17 protein-coding genes and 1 pseudogene are annotated in these 20,677 nt (G+C 43.8%); 3 read left to right on the plus strand and 15 right to left on the minus strand.

Annotated elements, in window-relative coordinates; all coding sequences use genetic code 11:
• Positions 1 to 2: 2 nt before the first annotated feature.
• The 7 genes from rhaB to mcpB form a co-directional block, all read right to left on the minus strand.
• A complete protein-coding gene (rhaB, locus tag MKX71_RS16025; RefSeq protein WP_339231308.1) occupies positions 3 to 1,460 on the minus strand; it encodes a rhamnulokinase in 1,458 nt (485 codons plus the stop codon).
• Between the two features lie 4 nt (positions 1,461 to 1,464).
• The gene (gene rhaR, locus MKX71_RS16030) at positions 1,465 to 2,241 is read right to left on the minus strand and encodes a rhamnose catabolism operon transcriptional regulator RhaR (RefSeq protein ID WP_009968057.1); all 777 of its coding nucleotides are present in this window, start codon (positions 2,239 to 2,241) and stop codon (positions 1,465 to 1,467) included.
• A 57-nt stretch (positions 2,242 to 2,298) separates the two neighbouring features.
• On the minus strand, positions 2,299 to 4,368 hold the full coding sequence (locus tag MKX71_RS16035) for a bifunctional rhamnulose-1-phosphate aldolase/short-chain dehydrogenase (protein ID WP_046160782.1): 2,070 nt from the start codon (positions 4,366 to 4,368) through the stop codon (positions 2,299 to 2,301).
• A 135-nt stretch (positions 4,369 to 4,503) separates the two neighbouring features.
• Positions 4,504 to 6,492, minus strand: coding sequence for a methyl-accepting chemotaxis protein TlpB (gene tlpB / locus MKX71_RS16040; protein ID WP_015251357.1), 1,989 nt, complete (start codon positions 6,490 to 6,492; stop codon positions 4,504 to 4,506).
• A 113-nt stretch (positions 6,493 to 6,605) separates the two neighbouring features.
• Positions 6,606 to 8,591, minus strand: a complete 1,986-nt coding sequence (gene mcpA, locus MKX71_RS16045; protein WP_029318506.1) for a methyl-accepting chemotaxis protein — start codon at positions 8,589 to 8,591, stop codon at positions 6,606 to 6,608.
• Positions 8,592 to 8,716: 125 nt separating this feature from the next.
• A complete protein-coding gene (gene tlpA, locus MKX71_RS16050; RefSeq protein WP_086344247.1) occupies positions 8,717 to 10,705 on the minus strand; it encodes a methyl-accepting chemotaxis protein TlpA in 1,989 nt (662 codons plus the stop codon).
• Between the two features lie 176 nt (positions 10,706 to 10,881).
• Positions 10,882 to 12,870: a methyl-accepting chemotaxis protein McpB gene (gene mcpB, locus MKX71_RS16055; protein ID WP_015714604.1), complete on the minus strand. Its 1,989-nt coding sequence runs from the start codon at positions 12,868 to 12,870 to the stop codon at positions 10,882 to 10,884.
• Positions 12,871 to 13,027: 157 nt separating this feature from the next.
• Here mcpB and MKX71_RS16060 point away from each other — a divergent pair, with 157 nt between their 5' ends.
• Positions 13,028 to 13,765, plus strand: a complete 738-nt coding sequence (locus MKX71_RS16060; RefSeq protein ID WP_003228904.1) for a protein-glutamine gamma-glutamyltransferase — start codon at positions 13,028 to 13,030, stop codon at positions 13,763 to 13,765.
• Positions 13,766 to 13,778: 13 nt separating this feature from the next.
• On the opposite strand, the gene MKX71_RS16065 is transcribed toward MKX71_RS16060, so the two are convergent.
• The 7 genes and pseudogenes from MKX71_RS16065 to MKX71_RS16095 form a co-directional block, all read right to left on the minus strand.
• Entirely contained in the window at positions 13,779 to 14,033 is a 255-nt protein-coding gene (locus MKX71_RS16065) for a hypothetical protein (RefSeq protein WP_339231310.1), read from the minus strand.
• Between the two features lie 254 nt (positions 14,034 to 14,287).
• Positions 14,288 to 14,686, minus strand: a complete 399-nt coding sequence (locus MKX71_RS16070) for a secondary thiamine-phosphate synthase enzyme YjbQ (RefSeq protein ID WP_227058403.1) — start codon at positions 14,684 to 14,686, stop codon at positions 14,288 to 14,290.
• Positions 14,646 to 14,779: pseudogene (locus tag MKX71_RS16075) on the minus strand (hypothetical protein). The gene MKX71_RS16070 and the pseudogene MKX71_RS16075 overlap by 41 nt, the downstream one beginning before the upstream one ends.
• A gap of 25 nt (positions 14,780 to 14,804) precedes the next feature.
• Positions 14,805 to 16,469 (minus strand): alpha-glucosidase, encoded by a 1,665-nt coding sequence (locus MKX71_RS16080; RefSeq protein WP_339231312.1) that lies wholly within the window; start codon positions 16,467 to 16,469, stop codon positions 14,805 to 14,807.
• A gap of 126 nt (positions 16,470 to 16,595) precedes the next feature.
• Complete coding sequence (locus MKX71_RS16085; protein ID WP_024571512.1) at positions 16,596 to 17,885, minus strand: hemolysin family protein; 1,290 nt, start codon at positions 17,883 to 17,885, stop codon at positions 16,596 to 16,598.
• A 43-nt stretch (positions 17,886 to 17,928) separates the two neighbouring features.
• On the minus strand, positions 17,929 to 18,606 hold the full coding sequence (locus MKX71_RS16090; RefSeq protein WP_003228889.1) for a zinc metallopeptidase: 678 nt from the start codon (positions 18,604 to 18,606) through the stop codon (positions 17,929 to 17,931).
• Positions 18,607 to 18,647: 41 nt separating this feature from the next.
• Positions 18,648 to 18,911, minus strand: coding sequence for a hypothetical protein (locus MKX71_RS16095; protein WP_085185954.1), 264 nt, complete (start codon positions 18,909 to 18,911; stop codon positions 18,648 to 18,650).
• A 46-nt stretch (positions 18,912 to 18,957) separates the two neighbouring features.
• On the opposite strand from MKX71_RS16095, the gene mstX reads away from it, so the two are divergent.
• Both mstX and kbfO read left to right on the plus strand, forming a co-directional pair.
• Positions 18,958 to 19,290, plus strand: a complete 333-nt coding sequence (gene mstX, locus MKX71_RS16100) for a biofilm formation protein MstX (protein ID WP_021480479.1) — start codon at positions 18,958 to 18,960, stop codon at positions 19,288 to 19,290.
• Positions 19,287 to 20,273 (plus strand): potassium channel protein KbfO, encoded by a 987-nt coding sequence (gene kbfO / locus MKX71_RS16105; protein WP_077671133.1) that lies wholly within the window; start codon positions 19,287 to 19,289, stop codon positions 20,271 to 20,273. Before mstX ends, kbfO begins: the two co-directional genes overlap by 4 nt.
• On the opposite strand, the gene MKX71_RS16110 is transcribed toward kbfO, so the two are convergent.
• Positions 20,270 to 20,674 carry a YugN-like family protein gene (locus MKX71_RS16110; RefSeq protein WP_003228878.1) on the minus strand — a complete coding sequence of 135 codons (405 nt, stop codon included), beginning with the start codon at positions 20,672 to 20,674 and terminating at the stop codon, positions 20,270 to 20,272. The two genes, kbfO and MKX71_RS16110, sit on opposite strands and share 4 nt — an antisense overlap.
• Positions 20,675 to 20,677 lie beyond the last annotated feature (3 nt).

The raw sequence follows: 20,677 nt of genomic DNA on the forward strand, positions 1-20,677 counted from the left end.
CATCATTTAGATAGCGCTTTCAAAACAGTTTGCTGAAATGACTGAATGATCGTGCTTCTGTCAATGTCTTTAGGTGTAAACACTTTGATCGGAAAGGAATTTCTGACGACTTGCCGGGCTTCTTTTATGTCTTTGACTTCTTTGGCAGCAATCATTTGCATCAAAAGATTTCCGGTGGCAGTTGCCTCTATCGGCCCTGCATATACCGCTTTTCCACTCATGTCTGCCGTTAATTGATTTAAGAAATCATTCCGGGCTCCGCCGCCGATGATATGAAATTGCTCGATCGGTTTTTCTGTGATTGTTTCGAGCTCTTTGATGGCTATCGCATAGATGATGGCTAAATTGCTGTAGATGCAGCAGGCAAGTTCGCCTGCAGTGCGAGGAGTCTTTTGGCGGGTTTGTCTGCAATAATGTTGTATTTCCTTTATCATGTTTTCTGGATTCAGGAAACGTTTATCATTTAAGTTTATAAATTGCTGGAATGGTTCTGTTTTTTTGGCTTCTTCTGCAAGCTGCTGGAAAGAGTAATCTGCTTGTAACTGTTGTCTGACTTCTTGTATCACCCACATGCCGATAATGTTTTTGAGAAAGCGAATGGTGTTGTTTGCGCCGCGTTCATTTGTATAGTTGTTTTCTAAAGCAAGATCAGTTATTATCGGTGTTTTGTTTTCAACCCCGATTAACGACCATGTTCCGCTGCTGATATACGCCCAGCCATCATGTACGCCTGGCGCCGCAATGACGGCCGAGGCCGTATCATGTGTTGCGACTGTCATCACCTTGCACGCCGGGAGATCATAATCCGGGAACCACTCATTTCTTAGCTTCCCGAGTTCACACCCCGGTTCAGTCAGCGGCGCAAATTGCTGTTCCAGAACAGACACGGCTTCAAGCAATTCAGGATCAAGATTTCCCGTTGAGACGTTTAAAAGCTGTGTTGTGGACACGTTTGTGATTTCCGTTACAGCTTTTCCGGTTAAACAATAGCCTAAATAATCAGGAATCATCATAATTTTGTCTGTCTTTTTCAGCAGCTCACGGTCTTCTTCAAACAATTGATAGATCGTGTTGAAAGGCTGAAATTGTATTCCTGTTTTTTGATAAATTGCGGCTTTTGAGAGGGTATGTTCCAGTTTGTCTATTGTGTGATCTGTTCTTCTATCACGGTAGGAGATTGCTTCCCGCAACCGATCGCCTTTTTCGTCCAGTAAGACATAATCAACTGCCCAAGTATCAATGCCTACGGTGCAGTGTTCATACCCAAGCGTCTTTACTTTTTGCAGTCCTTGCAGGATTTGTTTTAGCAAATGATCAATATCCCATAAGCAATGCCCGTCTCTTTGACTGAAACCGTTAGCGAACCTGTGAATCTCTTGTATGTCAAGCTTCCCTTCATTCAGTTCACCTACCATGATTCTCCCGCTTGATGCGCCTATATCAATGGCAGTATAAATCATCCTTTCACCCTCTCTTCGAAAGAGGAACAGCTGTCACCTTCACCTTTTTGTCCTCAAGAGCTTTTACCGATGCCGGATCAAGTCCAGAATCCGTAATAAGGCGGCTGACATCTTGCAGCGAGGCAATATGTGAAAACTCGCGGTTCCCCCATTTGCTTGAATCGGCCATCAAAATGGTCTGGTCCGACCTTTCGATCATCCGTTTTTTGAGCAGCGCCTGCCACTCATTTGAATCACTCATCCCGTTGTGTACGTCAAATCCCTTACATGACAGAAAGGTTTTATTGACATGATAGGTCTCAAGTGAACGCTCTGCTAACGGGCCGGCAAACGATAATGATTTTTCCAGCAAAATGCCGCCTGTTGAAATGACTGATATGTTTTCTTTATTGCTGAGTTCAATAGCTGCTTTCATTGAGTTTGTAATCACGGTGAGCTCAATGTCAGGGAGTATTTTCGCCATGTACCAGGCAGTTGTGCTTGCATCGAGAATGATTCGGTCTCCGCTTTTTACATATTTGGCCGCTTCGTGAGCGATGGCTTTTTTTTCGATGACATTCGTAATTTCCCGTTCAGAAAAATGAATTTCTGATTCCTTCTGCTGAATACTGACCGCTCCTCCGTGGCTCCGGCTCAGTTTATGTTCTTTTTCAAGCTTTTCAAGATCACGCCGAATGGTTTCCTCTGTGACTGAAAATATGTCACTTAATTCGGAAACGCGGATGCTTGAACGCATATTTACTATTTCCACTATTTTTTGCTGCCGTTCTGCTACTAGCATCGGTAACGCCCTTCCTCATATCGTAGTCCGTCTTATATTTTTTATCATAGCATATTTCTAACGCGTAAAAGCAGCAGGGACGCCGCCGTCTACCGTGATCATGCAGCCCGTTGTTTTTTCGGCTTTGGAAGAAGCGAAGAATGCAATGGCTTCGGCAATATCCTCCGGGTAAATATTGACGAGCAATGCTGTCCGTTTCCGGTAATGTTCCTCCAGCTGATCCGGTTCAATCCCGTACGCCGCGGCTCGTTCCTCCCGCCAGCTTGAACCCCAGATTGCCGATCCTTGAAGAACCGCATCAGGCAAAACAGAGTTGACCCTAATGCCGAATTCTCCGCCTTCTGCAGCAATGCATCTTGCTAAATGGGTTTCAAGCGCCTTAACCGAGCTGTAGGCAGAGGCGTTTTTGCCCGCATAAACCGAATTTTTCGATCCGACAAATACCATGCTTCCGCCTCTATTTTGGTGTTTCATCTGTTTAAACGCTTCACGGGCTACAAGGAAATAGCCTGTTCCTAAAACATTCATATTAAGATTCCATTCTTTTAGACTTGTTTCGTCAAATGGGCTTGATGTGGCCAGCCCGGCATTATTGACGACGATATCAATGCCGCCGTAAGCAAGCGCCGCTCGTTCAAAAGCTGATTGTACGTCTTCCTCCTTTGTCACATCCATTTTGACAGCCATTGCCCGTCCTTCTCCGTATGCATCGTTTATTTCCCCGGCAATTTTCTGTGCACCTTCTATATTCAGATCAGCTACGATCACGTGCCCTCCCTCAGCTGCAAATCGGCGGCATGCTGCACTGCCGATTCCGCCGGCTCCTCCAGTTATCAACGCTACTTTTCGGGAAAATTCTGCTTCCGGCGGGGCCAGCGTGAGTTTATATAGTTCGAGCGGCCAATATTCGACATGGTAGGATTCATTTTCATGTAAAGAAACAAATTGCCCCAGAGCGGTTGCTCCTTTCATCACGGCGATGGCCCTCCGATATAAAGCCCCGCTTACTTTAGACATGGCATAACTTTTTCCTGTATTCACCATTCCGATTCCCGGAATCAATATCACCCGTGGGGAGGATTCAAAGATTTGATCCCCATCCTGCTGATTTCGTGTAAAGTAAGCCTGATACTCTGATGTAAAGGTCTCGACTCCTGACTTGATCAGATCTGCAAGCTTGTGCACATCTTGAGTTTCCGGATTCCAATCAATGTACAGCGGAACCCGTTTTGTGTGAACAAGGTGATCCGGGCATGCCGCACCGATTTGCGAAAGTGCTGGCGCTTGGACACTGTTTACAAATTCCAAGACATCGTCATGATCATCATAGGAAAGGATCATTTTCTTTTCTTCACTTACTGCTCCTCTGATCACAGGCATGATGCCTGCCAAGATTTGTTTTCTTTTATCCTCCGGCAGCGGCTGATACCTTTTGCCTCCGAATACCTCATGCTGATTGATACGATCGTTAACATACTGCTCGGCTTCTTGAATGATGGATATCGTTTTTTGATAACATGTTTCAGACGTCTCTCCCCAAGTGACTAAGCCGTGTTTCTCCATTAATATAAGCTCGGCGTGGGGATTGTTTGCTACGCCTTCAGCGATCATTTTAGACAAAGTAAATCCAGGACGGACGTATGGCACCCATACAAACCGATTTCCGTAAATGTCTTCAGCGATTTGTTTTCCATTATCCGCACAGCATATGCTGATAATCGCATCTGGATGGGTATGGTCAACATGTTTGTATGGCAGAAAAGCGTGTAATAGCGTTTCAATTGAAGGGCGGGGATGTTTGCTGTCTATCATACAATGAGACAGGTAGTCTACCATTTCTTCATCTGGCATTTGGTCCCTTTTAATCAGCGGGCGGATATCATCTAATTTCAAACCGGTAAAGTTATGCGCTTTCATTGTTGCCAAATCCGAACCGCTTCCTTTTACCCACATGACTTCTATTTCACGGCCTCTAAAATCCTTTTCCGTTGTTTTCATAGATGTATTCCCCCCGCCCCAGTTGCAGACAGTGCGGTCTGACCCGATCAGATTGGACCTGTACACCAATTCCTCTACACCTTTAGGCAGCCGTGCAGCTCGCTCTGAATCCCATATATGTTTCGCCATATTTGATATTCCTCCATCCCCTTTTATTTGTATCCGTTTTCATTATATATGATTTCTGTTTGTTTTTGAATTGTTTTTGTTTATTTTTGCTTTTAACAAAAAAGAAAGCAGCAGATATGCCGCTTTCTTGTTTCATTATGATTCTATTTTAAATTTCTTCGTAATGTCCTGAAGTTCTTCCGCCATGTTTGCCAACGTTTCCGCTGAAGAGCTGATTTCTTCCATGGACGCAAGCTGTTCTTCCGCCGAAGCTGCGATATCCTGAATGCCTGCTGAGCTTTCTTTCGCCACTGCAGAAATATCTTCAACAGCACTTGACACTTCCTGTGATCCGGCTGACAGTTGTTCAACCGTCGCGTTCAAGTTTTGCAATTCGCCGGAAATTTGGGTTGTCATCTCATAGATTTGTTTAAAGCTTTCCGCTGTTTGATCCGTAATCTGCAAGCCTTCTTTCACTTCATGATTCACGGATTGGAACATTGAAAGTGAGGTGCTGATTTCCCTGACAATCTCTTGAATTAATCCTTCAATTTCCTTGGCGGAGTCTGCTGATTGTACAGCAAGTTTTCTAACCTCTTCCGCAACTACTGAGAAACCTCTTCCGTATTCTCCCGCTCTTGCCGCCTCAATCGCAGCATTTAATGCAAGCAGGTTGGTTTGATCAGCAATGCCATTAATCACATTCAAGATGCTTGTGATATCTTGCGATTTTGTTTCAAGGCCCTTCACAACCGCTTCCGCTTTTTGAACGGATTGGTCAATTGTTTTCATCTGGCCGACTGTATGCTCCACCAGCTTTTCTCCGCTGCCCGCTGCCTCAGAGGACTGAATCGATGATTTCGTAATGGTTGAAGAGGCCTGAGCCACTTTTGAAATCCCCTCGTTCATTTGAGAAAGATGATTTGAGCTTGTTTCCAGTTTCTCGCTTTGTGCCTCGTTGCCATCTGAGAACTGTTCGATGGCAAGTGTAATATGCTCAGTTGCCTTGCTCGTTTGGGCTGCGCTTGCCGTCAGCTCCTCAGAAGATGAAGCAACGTTTTCTACAGACGTTTGAATAACGCCGATTACAGAACGCAATGATGCAGACATTTCATTAAAGCTTTCGCCAAGCTGGCCAAACTCGTTTTTCGAGTGAATGTCAATGACTTCTGTGAGATCTCCGCTGCTGATTTTTGCAGACGTTGAGACAAGTTTTCTTAACGGCTTGGTGATGGCACGGATAATATAGAGAATGAGTATGCCGCCGATTACAATTGACACGCATAGAATGATAACCGCAGTGTTCAGCACCGGGCTTGAAGCATCTTGCAATTCACTGACAAAATATGTGCCTGCGATTTTCCAGCCAGTCAATTTATTTGTCGTAAAGGCCATTTTCTTTTCTTTGCCTTCGAATGTATATTCAAATGAGCCTTCTTTTTTGGAATATACTTGGTTTGTCCAATCGCCGGAACCGGTTGTCCCCGGCTTAATGGTCGGATGAGCGATATATTTTTTGTTGCCAGTTGTAATAAATGCAAAGCCTTCTTTACCGATTTTGATTCTTTGTGATGCAGTAAGCACTTCATCCAGGTTTAAATCAAGCGCTATAACCCCTGAACCGTCTTTTAATTGTTTTGAAATTGTGACAACGATATCTCCTGTCGCTTCATCAGTATACGGTTCTGAGAAAACAGCTTGTCCTTTTTCCGCAACCGCCTGTTTGTACCAGTCACGTCCTGTCGGATCAAAACCTTTCGGAACACCGCTATCCGGATATTTATAAAGCTTCTTATCTTCTGAAGCAGCATAGATTGCGCCTACATCGTCGTTAAGTGTCGTGTACTGCTTAAATTTCTCTTTCAGTAATGTTTTGTTTTTGCCTAGCAATATGTCTTTATCGACTGTCTCACTATAATAATCTATTGCTTTTACTTTATCTTCTAATTTATTTTGCAGCGTACTGTTTAGTTCTTCAACATTTCCCTTCGCACTGTTTATGAGCTCTCTGTCTAACGCGTTCCAAGCTGATTGATAACTGAAATATGCTAAAACCCCAACCGGCAAAATAAGCACTGCCAGAAACGCAGCGATTAGCGGTTTGCTGATCGATGGCTGTTTGATCCAATGTATGAATTTTCCCATTCTTGTTGACTCCTCCTTTAAGATAAATCTAATATCGTCAAACTAGGATAAAAGGTTTAATAAAAAAACTAAAAAAAACACCCAAGCGTAACAAGCTTGGGTGTTAAGGCTTATTATTCGATTTTGAATCGTTTGGTCATATCGCGAAGCTCTTCCGCCATAGACGAAAGGGTCTCTGCAGACGAGCTGATTTCTTCCATGGAAGCAAGCTGCTCTTCGGCTGACGCCGCGATATCTTGTATATGCGCTGAACTTTCTTTTGAAATCGATGCAATGTGCTCAGACGCTCCCGAAACTTCTTCGGAGCTGGCAGAAAGCTGCTGAACCGTCGCACTCATATTTTGCAGTTCGCCGGCGATTTGGTTCGTCATTTCAGAAATGCGTTTGAAGCTCATTTCTGTTTTATCTGTGATGTCAAGTCCTGTCTGCACCTCTTGATTGACAGATTGGAACATGCCGAGAGATGTATTGATTTCCTTCACAATTTCGATGATTAATCCTTCAATCTCTTTTGCTGAATCTGCTGACTGTACTGCCAGTTTTCTTACTTCTTCCGCTACAACGGAGAAGCCGCGGCCGTACTCGCCTGCGCGCGCTGCTTCAATTGCTGCGTTTAAGGCAAGCAGGTTCGTCTGGTCTGCGATGCCGTTGATCACACGCAAAATGTTTGTAATGTCTTTCGATTTCGTTTCCAATCCGCGTACAACTTGCTCCGCTTCTTTAACGGACTTGTCAATGACGTTCATTTGGCCGACGGTTTGGTGAACAAGCTTGCCGCCTTCACTTGCAATTTCTGTCGATTGAACAGATGAATCAGTGATCACTTCAGAAGCTTGAGCCATATTCGTCAACCCGTCATTCATTTGATAAATGTGCTCTGCTGCCGTTTCAATGTTTTCGTTTTGTTTTTCATTGCCGTTAGAAAATTGTTCAATCGCCAATGTAATGTGCTCTGTTGCCTTGCTCGTTTGCGCAGCTGATGCAGTGAGCTCCTCAGAGGAAGCGGCAACATTATCTACCGAATCCTGGATGGCGTGTATGAGAGAACGAAGTGACGACGCCATATTGTTAAAGCTTTTGCCGAGCTCTCCCAATTCATCTTTTGAACGGATATCAATGGTTTCCGTCAAATCTCCCTCGCTGATCCGCTTAGAGGAACCGACAAGCTGTTTCAGCGGTGTTGTAATCGACCGAATGATCAAAGTCATGACGATAATCCCTATGATAATAGCTGCGGCCAAGACAATTAAAGCAAGGTGTAGGACAGGCTGGGCTGCCTCATGGATTTCATCCAAATACATGGTGCCGCCGATCTTCCATCCCGTCAACTTGTTTGTGTCAAAGGCCATTTTTTTCTTATCGCCATCCATGGTGTATTGAAAATCGCCTTTATCAGCACTCAACATCTTATCGAGCCAGTCGCCTTTTAATTCAGTTCCTGATTTTTCATTCGGGTGTGCGACAACTTTTTTGTCCTTCGTCATGATAAATGCGTAGCCTTGTGTGCCGATGTTGACTTTTTTGGTTGTTTTCAGCAGATTTTCAATCGTCATGTTGATTGCGATAACGCCTGAACCATCTTTTGTCTGCTGGGCGATTGTCACAACCATCGTATTTGTCGACGCGGTTTTATAAGGATCTGTCACAACGACTTTTCCTTTATTCGCAACCGCTTTTTTGTACCAGTCGCGCTCAACCGGATTGTAGCCGCTCGGCATCGGGAGATCCGGGTAACGGGTAAAGTGCCCTTTTGTGTCGCTTGTATAAATGGATTCTACATCCTTGTTAATGCTGATATATTGTGAGAATTTCTCTGCAATGCTTGCATTGCTTTTTGCATTGTATTTCTCTTTTGTCAGCCATTCGCTGAAATAATCAGCACTGTTTTCTTTTTCGCCGATGCTGGTGTTAATGATTTCGTTTAATTGCTGTACATTTTCCAATGCGCTCCCCATCATCTGTCTGTCGAGTGAGCTGCTAGCCGATTGATACGCAAAGATCGCCAATATAACAACCGGTATGATGAGGATCGACAGAAAGGAAACGAGAAGCTTCCGTGTAATTGATCTTTGTTTTATGAGTTGGAGTATTTTTTTCATCATTCATTTCTCCTTTTTTATGCTACCCTTCATATCGGTTGGAAATGGGTAAATATATACAGCAAAAAAGAAGAAATTTAACAAAAGTAACTAATTTCCCATAAATAAATAGTATTTTAGACCTATTATTTATCTACTTTAAATTGTTTTGTCAGATCACGGAGTTCTTCAGACATTCTTTCAAGCGTCAGTGCAGATGAACTAATCTCCTCCATGGATGCCAGCTGTTCCTCAGCTGAAGCAGCAATATCTTGGATGCCATCCGAGCTTTCCTTAGAAATGGCTGTGATATCATTTGAAGCTGCGGAAATTTCTTGAGCTCCCGCTGACAGCTCCTCAACCGTCGCATTCATGTTTTGCAGCTCGGAAGCAATTTGATTGGTCATTTGCGATATATGTTTGAAGCTCTGTTTAGTTTCATCCGTCATGACAAGCCCTGTTTCAACTTCTTTGTTTACGGACTGAAGCACGTTCAGTGATGTGTGAATTTCTTTTACTATTTCACTGATCAGCGATTCAATTTCTTTTGCCGAGTCAGCCGACTGTACCGCGAGCTTTCTCACTTCCTCAGCGACGACTGAGAAGCCCCGGCCATATTCACCCGCTCTGGCCGCTTCAATGGCGGCATTTAAAGCCAAAAGATTGGTTTGATCCGCAATGCCGTTGATGACACGCAAAATATTCGTGATATCCTTTGATTTGATCTCCAGCCCTTTCACCACTTGTTCCGCTGCTTTTACGGAATGGTCAATTGTGTTCATTTGGCCGGCTGTTTTCTGGACGAGTGTCTCCCCCTTGCTTGACACTTCGGTTGAATCTGCGGATGTTTCTGTAATCACTGCTGCAGCCCGCGCCAGCTCTGCCAATCCGTCATTCATTTCATTAATTTGTTCGGTTGTCGTTTCTATTTTCTCGCTTTGGCTTTCACTGCCGTTTGAAAATTGCTCGATAGCCATCGTAATGTGCTCAGTGGCTCTGCTTGTCTGGTCTGCCGATGCAGTCAGCTCTTCAGACGATGAGGCAACGTGTTCTACTGAGTCTTTGATCCCGTGAATGAGCGAGCGAAGCGAGTGTGCCATATGATTGAAGCTCTCGCTCAGAACGCCGAGTTCATCTTTTGAATTGATTTCAATCGTTTCGGTTAGATCGCCTTCACTAATTTTTTCAGCGGATGCGACAATGCGTCTCAATGGCTTTGTGATGGATCGAATCACAAAATAAATCGCCGTCATTCCAGCTGCGATGGCAATCGCCAGAACGATTGAAGCCATGATCAGAACCCTGCTTGCAGCATCGTGAATCTCGTTTGCATACATCGTGCCGCTGATTTTCCAGCCTGTTGTTTCGCTTGTTGCAAATGCCATTTTTTTCTTTTTGCCTTTGTACGTATATTCAAAGTCCCCGCTTTTATCCTTGTAGAGCTTATCAACCCAGTCCCCTTTTAGCTCTGTTCCCGCTTTTTCTCCGGAGTAGGCGATGACTTTCTTGTTTTGGCTCAAAATAAAAGCATAGCCTTCTTTTCCGATATTGATTCCTTTCGCGGTAGTGACTAAGTCATCAATTTTCATATCAATGGCGACAACGCCTGACCCATCCACCGTTTGACGGGCGATGGTGACGACCATTTTTCCTGATGAAATCGATTCATAAGGCTCAGTGACAATTGTTTTGCCTTTATTGGCCATTGCTTCTTTGTACCAATCTCGTTCCAAAGCATTAAAGTCACTTGGCATGTCAGCGTACGGATAACGTGTGAATTCCCCGTCTTTGCCGCTTGAAAATACCGCAGCGACATTATCATTCATTTGGATAAATTGTTTAAATTCCTGTTTCAGCTCTGTTTTCTTTTTATCCTGAAATTTTTCTGCTGTAGCCCAATCGCTGAAATACGCGAGGCTTTTTTCAGTCGTACTGATTTTATCATCAATGATGTGATCTAATATCTGAACATTTTCCTTTGCGCTTTGCGTCATCTGTACATCAAGTGAGGCAACTGCTGATTGATAAGCGCTAACCGAAAGGGCGGTTATCGGAACAATTAAGATCAGCAGGAAAGAAATAATAAGTCTCCTTGCAATTGATGATCTGCGAATAGTGGTGAGTGTTTTTTTCATTTCCTTTTGAACCTTCTTTCAATAATTTACAAATTATATCGGCGGATCTTCCTTTAAATTACATTGAAAATGGAGGAAAAAATGAAAAATAGTTCTAAATTCACCTGTTAAACTAGGACTTTATTATTGTTTACCATATAAAAAAACAGCGCTTTGATAGCGCTGTTTTTCGGTTTTTACTCGATTTTAAATTGTTTCGTCAGATCGCGAAGCTCTTCTGCCATCTGCGCAAGAGTCGTCGCTGAGGAACTGATTTCTTCCATGGAAGCAAGCTGTTCTTCAGCTGATGCGGCAATGTCCTGGATGCTTGCCGAGCTTTCTTTCGACACGTCTGCAATGCCGCTGACTGCTGCTGAAACATGCTGTGAACGGTCTGACAGCTGCTCGACGGTGGAATTCATCGTCTGCAGCTTGCCCGCGATTTCGTTTGTCATGCTGAAAATGCTCTGGAAGCTTTCTTTTGTATTGTCTGTGACAACAAGTCCGGACTGTACTTCCTGATTGACCTCTTTAAACATGTGAAGAGAGGTTTCGATTTCTGCGACGATTTCTTGGATCAGCTTTTCGATTTCTTTCGCTGAATCGGCTGATTGGACAGCCAGCTTGCGCACTTCCTCCGCTACGACAGAGAAGCCGCGTCCTGACTCTCCGGCACGCGCCGCTTCAATGGCTGCGTTTAGTGCAAGCAGATTTGTTTGGTCAGCGATTCCGTTGATGACTCTCAAAATGCTTGTGATGTCTTTTGATTTTCCTTCTAAGCCTTTGACAACAGCTTCAGCCTGCTGAACAGATTGATTAATCGAGTTCATTTGTCCGACTGTCTGCTGCACAAACTTCTCACCCGTTCCGGCGATTTCCGTTGATTGGATAGATGCCTTTGTAATATCTGACGATGTTTGTGAGACTTGCTGGAGTCCTTCATTCATTAAGTTCAGCTGATGAGAGCTGGATTCAACCTTTTCGCTTTGCTCCTCGTTTCCGTTTGAGAACTGCTCAATCGCCATCGTAATATGCTCGGTGGCTTTACTCGTCTGCCCGGCAGATGCGGTAAGCTGTTCGGAAGATGCGGCCACATTGTTCACCGAGTCCTGAATAGCGCTGATCAGAGAGCGGAGAGATTGTCCCATTTCATTGAAGCTTTCCCCAAGCTCCCCAAGCTCATCCTTTGAATGAATTTCGATCGTTTCGGTCAGATCCCCCCTGCTGATCGTTTTCGATGATTGAACAAGACGTTTTAACGGTTTTGTAATCGAACGAACGATAAACAGAATTAAAATTCCGCCTGCCACAATGGAAGCAATCAGCACAATCATTCCTGTTGTCAGCACAGACTTTGAGGCATCCTTAATTTCATCCATATACATTGTGCCGGCTATTTTCCAACCAGTCAGTTCGTTTGTAGTATAGGTCATCTTTTTATCTTCGTTATTAAGAGTATACTGGAGTTCACCGCTGTCATTCGCATACATTTTGGCTACCCAGTCGCCTGAAAGCTTTTCTCCAGCCTTATGGTTCTTGTGAGCGACATAGGTTTTGTTTTTTGTTGCAATGAAAGCATAACCTTCTTTTCCGACCTTGATTTGTTTCATTTGTTCTAACAATTTATCAATGGTAATATCCATGGCGACAACGCCAGATCCGTCCTTCAGCTCCTGTGCAATGGTAATGACCATGCTTCCGTCACTCGCAGCCACGTAAGGATCTGTCACGACAATTTCACCGCCGGCCTTCATCGCATCCTGGTACCAAGGGCGTTGTCTCGGGTCGTATCCTTCCGGCAATTTTTCTTTTGGCGCTTGTACATAAGTGCCGTTATCTGCGCCCCCATAAATTCTGGCTACTCCTTGATTAATAGATACATATTGTGAAAATTTAGCTTTGATCTCTTCTTGATTCGATTTCCCTTTGAATGCGGATCTTTTAAGAGATTCACTGAAAAAGGTGACTGCTTTCGCTTTTTCTCCCAGATCATTTGTAACAGTTGTATTAAATGTATCGACACTGTTTTTCGCATTTCCCATAATTTCCTGATCCAGCTTTCCGCTGGCGCTTCGGTAAGAGCTAAATTCTAATATAAGAATAGGGATAATGAGAATCGCAATAAATGAGACGATTAATTTCTTTGAAATAGACGGTTTCTTCAGCCAATTGATAAAAGTCTTCATGTCACTTGCTCCTTCAGGTTTGATACAGTATATATCGGCTGCTTAAAAAAGTTTTAAAATAAAAAATGGAAGAAGTTCTTTTTGGCTGTCTTCTGCCTTTTTAACTTTCATTGCCCAAGCTCTTTGCATATCTTATAAAAAACAAGGGGGGCTTAACATGATTATTGTATCAGGACAATTGCTCCGTCCCCAGGATATTGAAAATTGGCAGATTGATCAAAATCTGAATCCGCTGTTAAAAGAGATGATTGAGACGCCTGTTCAGTTTGATTATCATTCAATTGCTGAACTGATGTTTGAGCTTAAACTGCGGATGAATATTGTAGCAGCGGCAAAGACGCTGCACAAAAGCGGGGCGAAGTTTGCCACTTTTTTAAAAACATACGGGAATACAACGTATTGGAGGGTTTCACCGGAGGGCGCCTTGGAGCTGAAATACAGAATGCCGCCTTCAAAAGCGATTCGGGACATTGCAGAGAACGGCCCGTTTTATGCGTTTGAATGCGCAACCGCAATCGTTATCATTTATTACTTGGCCTTAATCGATACAATCGGTGAAGATAAATTCAATGCCAGCTTTGACAGAATTATTTTATATGACTGGCATTATGAGAAATTGCCGATCTATACGGAAACAGGACACCACTTTTTCCTTGGAGATTGTTTGTATTTTAAGAATCCTGAATTTGATCCGCAAAAGGCGCAATGGAGAGGCGAAAATGTGATTTTACTGGGGGAAGATAAATATTTTGCCCATGGTCTTGGAATCTTAAACGGAAAGCAAATTATTGATAAGCTGAATTCTTTTAGGAAAAAAGGAGCCTTACAGTCAGCCTACCTTCTGTCACAGGCGACCAGACTGGATGTTCCGTCTCTTTTCCGCATCGTCCGCTAAAAAGCCCCATCGCCTATTTTCGGGACGATGGGGTTTCAAATGTCTTTCGTTTTCGATAGAAGGGGGCTGTGCCAAGATATTGGTTCGCAGCCCACTCCATTTTTTCAAGGTCATTTCTTGTTACGATTGGATCCTGGCTGCTCCATTTGATAAAGCGGACAAAATAGTAGCCTTTGATAGGAGCCATTGTAACTTTTGAGTGAGGCCAGCCTTCAAATACAAACTCAATTTTCCCTCTTTTTTTATAAGAATATTGAAGAATGTTCATATCTGTCACCTCAGTTTATCAAGTTACGTTCGGCAAAGCTCGGTACGTTTACATCCATTGATTAACTATCCCTCATGCAAGGCTTTCCTTTTTTTATTTCACATAGGGATTAGCTTTTCGAGCATGTCGTGACTGAGATAGCCGAATGCCAAGCGCGCCTTCATTCGATAAAGCGGCAGCCGGGGCGGGTGTGACAAGCCCTCCGGCTATCGGCGTTTGTTCAGCGATCATGCTTTTGTCAAAAAAACAGCCTATTATCCCATCATTTTGATATAGCATGTCCGGGTGCGAGGGCCGTCAAATTCACAGAAATAAATGCCCTGCCACGTTCCAAGAATGAGCCGGCCGTTTTCCACAATGACATGCTGTGAAGCTCCGACCGTACTCGACTTCATGTGTGCAGCTGTATTGCCCTCCATATGGCGGTCCAGCTCATGTTCCCACGGATATACCTCATCAAACCTTCTGAGCATATCTTTTTTGACGTCCGGATCGGCATTTTCATTAATTGTAATGCCCGCAGTCGTATGCGGACAGTAAATCAGCGCTGCGCCGCTCGTTATACCTGTTTCTTGAAGAAACGCTTCCACCTCCCGGGTGATATCAATCATTTCATCTCGTTTGGTTGTTTGGATTTGCAGTGTTTTCAGCATTTGTTTCTCCTTCCGTTTGTCCGCTCTCATCGCTTAATTCGTTCTGTGTTCTTTTTTTCCTGTTAAACCGCTCTCTTAAACCCTATAAAACAAAAAAACTCCAGTCTAAGGCTGGAGTTTAGCGCCATAGATATATTCTTGCTTCATACGGCTTTAAGAGTGCTGATGTCATATGCTTGTGCGGCTCTGCTTCAATATTTGACAAGACGAGTGCATCTGATGACAATGGCAAGCCAGAGTGCTTGAACAACGCCGGTGTTCCTGTCAGATTGGCCACAATCAGTGCAGTATGGCTCTCGTTTTTCCGAAGATATGCAAAGATTTGCTGATCTTCCGATAAAATGAGCTCGTATGTCCCGTTAATAAAAACATCATATGTTTGGCGCAGCTTGATCAAGCTTTTGTAAAAATGGTAAACGGATGTTTTATCATTTTTTTGCGCCTCGGCATTCAGCCATTTGTAATTCTCATTGATTCCGATCCACGGTTTGGCCTCAGAAAATCCGGCGTATGGACCTGCATTCCATTGCATCGGCGTTCTTGAATTGTCTCTTCCCTTTTTCCAGACAATCTTCATCACATCCTCGTGTGATGTGCCTTTCGCCGTTTTTGTTTCATACAGGCGTTTCATTGCGACATCATCATAGTCATCAATAGATGGAAAAGCCACGTTCGTCATCCCGAGTTCCTGTCCCTGATAAATAAACGGTGTGCCTTTCATGAGAAAATAAACAGCGGAAAGCGCTTTTGCACTTTCTTTCAGGTACACTCCGTCGTCTCCCCACACAGAAACTGAACGGGGCTGGTCGTGATTCTCCATAAACAAAGCATTCCAGCCGATCCCTTCCAGACTGTCCTGCCAGTCAGTTGAAATTCGTTTAAATGCAACGATATCAATACTTTCATTGATCTCTACATCCCACAGGCCGAGATGCTCAAATTGAAAAATCATGCTGAATATGCCGTTTTTTTCTCCAGCCCAATCAGCTGCTTCTTTTGCAGCGACGCCGTTTGCTTCACCAACTGTCATAATCGGATAGCGGGAAAACGTGTTTTCCTTCAGTTCTGTTAACAAATCCATAATGCCGTCAGCATTCATATAATAAGGAAAGGAAGGGACATAGTCCAGTCCCTTTGGATTCGGCATGTCAGGAAACCCTTCTTTTTTCTTAATATGCGTAATGGCATCCACCCGAAATCCGTCAATTCCTTTATCAAGCCACCAATTGATCATGTCATAAACGGCATTCCTCACCTTTTCATTTTCCCAATTCAAATCAGGCTGTTTTTTATCAAAAAGGTGCAGATAATACTGGCTTGTCTTTTGATCATACTCCCAAGCCGGCCCGCCGAAAATGCTTTCCCAATTGTTGGGCGTTTTTCCGTTTTTGCCGTCTTTCCAAATATACCAGTCGCGCTTTTCCGAGTGTATGGATGAACGGGATTCTATGAACCATGGATGTTCGTCGCTTGTGTGGTTCACAACGAGATCCATAATCAGCTTCATATCCAGATCATGAATGTCACCAAGCAGCTCATCAAAATCTTCCATCGTGCCAAACTCGCTTAATATGTTTTGATAATCCCTGATATCATAGCCATTATCGGCATTCGGTGAATCATACAGCGGGCAAATCCATATGACGTCAGCGCCCAGCTCTTTTATGTAAGAAAGCTTGGTTCTGATTCCTTGAATATCCCCGATTCCGTCGCCATTTGAATCTTTAAAACTGCGGGGGTAAATTTGGTAAACTACGGCTTCCTTCCACCAAGCCTTTTTCATACAGCCACTCCTTCCCAGTGTACCGTTCTTATATATCCTATGTAGAAAAAGGTCTTTACAGCATTGCTTTTTAAGAAATGACTTGATGACACAAAAAACAGCCGTTTGTTCCCCGGCTGTTTTTTATCAAAAATCAGTTTTTTTTATTTCTACAAAACGGATGTGGTGATCTTCGGCGTCGAGGATTTTAAATTCACAGCCCTCCGCGTGTATCACATCCCCTGCTTTCAGCTCCATTTTTTGCGTTAGAAGCCAGCCTGCAATCGTATCAATTTCTTCATTTTCAATCGCAATGTCGAGAAGGTCATTCACTTCGTCTATTAGCGCTTTTCCATCCATCACATAATGGTGCTCGCCCTTTTTCAGGATGTGCGGTGTTTCATCCTGATCATACTCATCGCGGATTTCCCCGACGATTTCCTCGATAATATCCTCTACAGTGACAAGCCCCGCCGTTCCCCCGTATTCATCGACAAGAATCGCCATGTGAATCCGCTCCTTCTGCATGCGGATTAAAAGCTGCTGAACAGGAATACTTTCAATGACCCTGATAACGGGCCTCATGATTTGCTCCAGCTTTATCGGCTGGCCGAGAAAATAAGCTTTAAACATATCTTTGCTGTTGATGATCCCTAAAATATGATCCTTGTCATCTTTGATGACAGGGTAGCGTGTATACCGTTCATTAATGATGTGATGAATTGCCTCTTCAAGCGACTGCTCCAGAGAGATAACCGCAATTTCTGTCCGCGGAATCATAATCTCTCTCGCTACCCGGTTGTCAAATTCAAAAATCTTATTTACATAACGGAATTCAGACTGATTAATTTCTCCCTTTTCATAGCTTTCTGAAAGGATCAGTCTTAGTTCCTCCTCGCTGATGACAACCTGATGCTCCTTTACTGAATGAAAGCCAAACAATTTCACAAGAAAACTTGCAGAGCCGTTTAATGCTTTAATAAACGGGTACGTGATTTTATAAAACCAGATCAGCGGCTTTGCAATCCATAAGCTTACAGCTTCAGCTTTTTGAATAGAAACCGTTTTCGGAGCAAGCTCCCCCATCACCACATGCAAAAAAGTGACGATGATAAATGCAACTACAAATGTGACAATGTGGTTAAACGGTTCCGGCATGCCTGTCATTGTAAATAAGGGATGAAGAAAACGTTCAAATGTAGGTTCACCAAGCCATCCAAGGCCGAGGGCAGTAATCGTAATCCCGAGCTGGCAGGCTGATAAATACTCGTCAAGATTGGAGATGATTTTATGTGCGGCTAGCGCTCGGCTGTCACCGCTTTCGATGAGCTGATTGATTTTTGAACCTCTGATTTTGACGATCGCAAATTCCGCTGCAACGAAAACAGCCGTAATGCCAATCAAAACAAAAATGGCGATCAATTGTAAAATAAGCAAAAAAAGCCCTTACCATAAATGGTAAGGGGCCACCTCCTTAACGTTAATTCTCATCACGACCGTTTAAGAAAATCATCACAAAACGAAGTAGTTCAAACAGGGAAACCAGGGCGGCGGCCACATACGTTAAGGCAGCAGCGCTCAGCACTTTATTTACCCCATTTTCTTCATTGTTTCGGATGAATCCTTCTGACACAATAATCTGCTTGGCGCGTGAACTTGCATTGAATTCGACAGGCAATGTAATCAGCTGGAAAAAGACTGCCGCTGAAAACAGTATGATGCCAAGCCCGATCAAATTCAGGCTGCCGAGAAGCATGCCTCCTAAGAAAAGCAAAGGAGCTACACCGGATGCAAAATTCACGACTGGGAAGATTTTATGTCTCAGCACAAGCGCACCATATGACTCCTGATGCTGCAAGGCATGTCCGACTTCATGGGAAGCTACGGATATGGCGGAAATTGAGCGGCCGTAATAGACCGGCTCAGATAAACGCACCACCCGTCTTGTCGGGTCGTAATGGTCTGTTAAAGTGCCTCTTACCGGTTCGACCGGCACGTCGTAAAGACCGTTTATATCTAAAATCCGTCTTGCCGTTTCTGCCCCTGTACGTCCGCTTGAGGCTTCCACTTTTGAATATTTTTCAAAGTTGCTCTTTACTTTAAATTGTGCCCAAAACGACAATCCCAATGCGGCTATTGTTAAAAATATAAACAGCATTTTTTCATCATCCTTTTTCCATGATCATTTCTCTATTACGATTATTTTAATGAGTTTTCTTTCCCGTGTACAGAAATGCGCTTTTTCTTCCGGCTTGGAGCACAGAATCCAATCAGCAAAAAGAACAGGCCTGCTGAAAACAAATAAAAGGCGAAACCGCCGGCCAGTTCTTTCAGAAAATAAAACCAGGAGAAGCTGCCGGAAAAGTGATTATATGAATTCAAATCGAAAATAAACAAAATCACCGCGGATGCCGCCAGCTGTGTACCGATCAAAACCACGATCGTTCTTTGAAAGATCGTCATCTTTTTCATCCTTTTTGTTTTAGTTTATGGAGAAATCCGGTTTTATATGTTTTGTACATTTTTTGAAAAACATCACCGGAAGTGGGACATACTGTTAGAAAAAAGCACGGGTGTGATGGAAGCTATGAAAGTGACGAGTGAGGAAAAGGAACAGCTGAGCACAGCAATCGACCGAATGAATGAAGGACTGGACGCGTTTATCCAGCTGTATAATGAATCGGAAATTGATGAACCGCTTATTCAGCTTGATGATGATACAGCCGAGTTAATGAAGCAGGCCCGAGATAAGTACGGCCAGGAAAAGCTAAATGAAAAATTAAATACAATTATTAAACAGATTTTATCCATCTCAGTATCTGAAGAAGGAGAAAAAGAATGAAATCAAATCGGATATTTATTTCATGGCTCAGGTGGCCGTTATTTATCCGAATCGGGGTTATTATTTTATGTCTGATTCTTTTGTTCGGCCAAATCATTTATATACTTGAGCCTAAGCAGTTCACTTCGGTATTCGAAGGCATTTGGTGGGCTGTCGTTACGGTTTCGACAGTCGGTTATGGAGACTATGTGCCGCACACGCCGCTGGGACAGGCAGCCGGAATACTGCTGATTTTGAGCGGAGCAAGCTTTGTCACAGCATATTTCGCTACGTTATCAGCGGCCGCATTCAGCAGACAGCATCGCTACATCGAAGGAAAAGTTGCTTACAAAGGCCGGGACCACATCATTCTGATCGGGTGGAATGAAAAAACAAACCGGCTTTTGAAGGACCTTCAGCTTGCCGCCCCTTCCAAAACGGTCGTACTAATCGATGAATCCTTAACAGAAGGCCCGCTTATTGAAAACGTTCATTTCATACGCGGGCACGCTGCCGATGATGGGACACTGAAACGGGCCAATATTACTGAAGCGGAATCAGTGATGATTACTGCCGATCAGTATAAAAGTGAAACTGATGCTGATATGCTGTCAGTGCTGACTCTTTTATCTGTTAAAGGGCTTAATCCCCTTGCTTACTGCATCGTCGAGATTTTGACTGACCGTTTTGTCACCAATGCGGAGCGGGCAGGTGCAAACCAAATCATCGGAACTTCAGAATTTATCAGCCGGGCGATGCTGCAGCATTACCAAGTCAAGTTACGGCCGTCTAAACAGCAGAACGGAATCAAGCTGACACTTGATCAGCATGTGGAGCTTCTTGCTGTTCCTGACGAACTAAAGGGAGCGGCTTACAAAACCTGTGTTCTCTATTTCCTTGATCACAACACAACAATTATAGGCGTACAAAAAGAGGAGGGGCCGATGCTTTCCCCTCCTCTTACATACAAGGTGCTCGAAACAGATCAATTCCTTGCCATCTAGTGTAACAGAACATCCTCCAATTCTTTCACGAGAGAGGCGCCGATATCCAAAAATGCCGGATCAATTTCCGCGTCCCGCCTTTCCGGTTCGGAAAATTGATTAAACAGTGATTGGAAAGGCCCTCCCTCGGCGTGATCGTCAACATCCGCCTGAAACACCTGTCTCAGCATAAACGGCGTTCCGATCCGGACGGCCGCCCCTCGTTCATCGAGACTGCCCTGTACCGCATTGACGGGAATTCTTAAAAATAAATAGCCGTCTCTATCATCAATTTTATAATCAAAGTAGCCATGATCGTATTCCCAGCCGCCGTTTATCACATAACCGAGCGGCTTCATCACTTGTTCCAGTTCTTGAAGCAGAAAAGACTGCCCATCTATCGCGGAAGGTATTGGTATCATCAG

Origin of the sequence: Bacillus sp. FSL M8-0071, from assembly GCF_037975455.1 — a bacterium.
Taxonomy (GTDB): Bacteria; Bacillota; Bacilli; order Bacillales; family Bacillaceae; genus Bacillus; species Bacillus subtilis.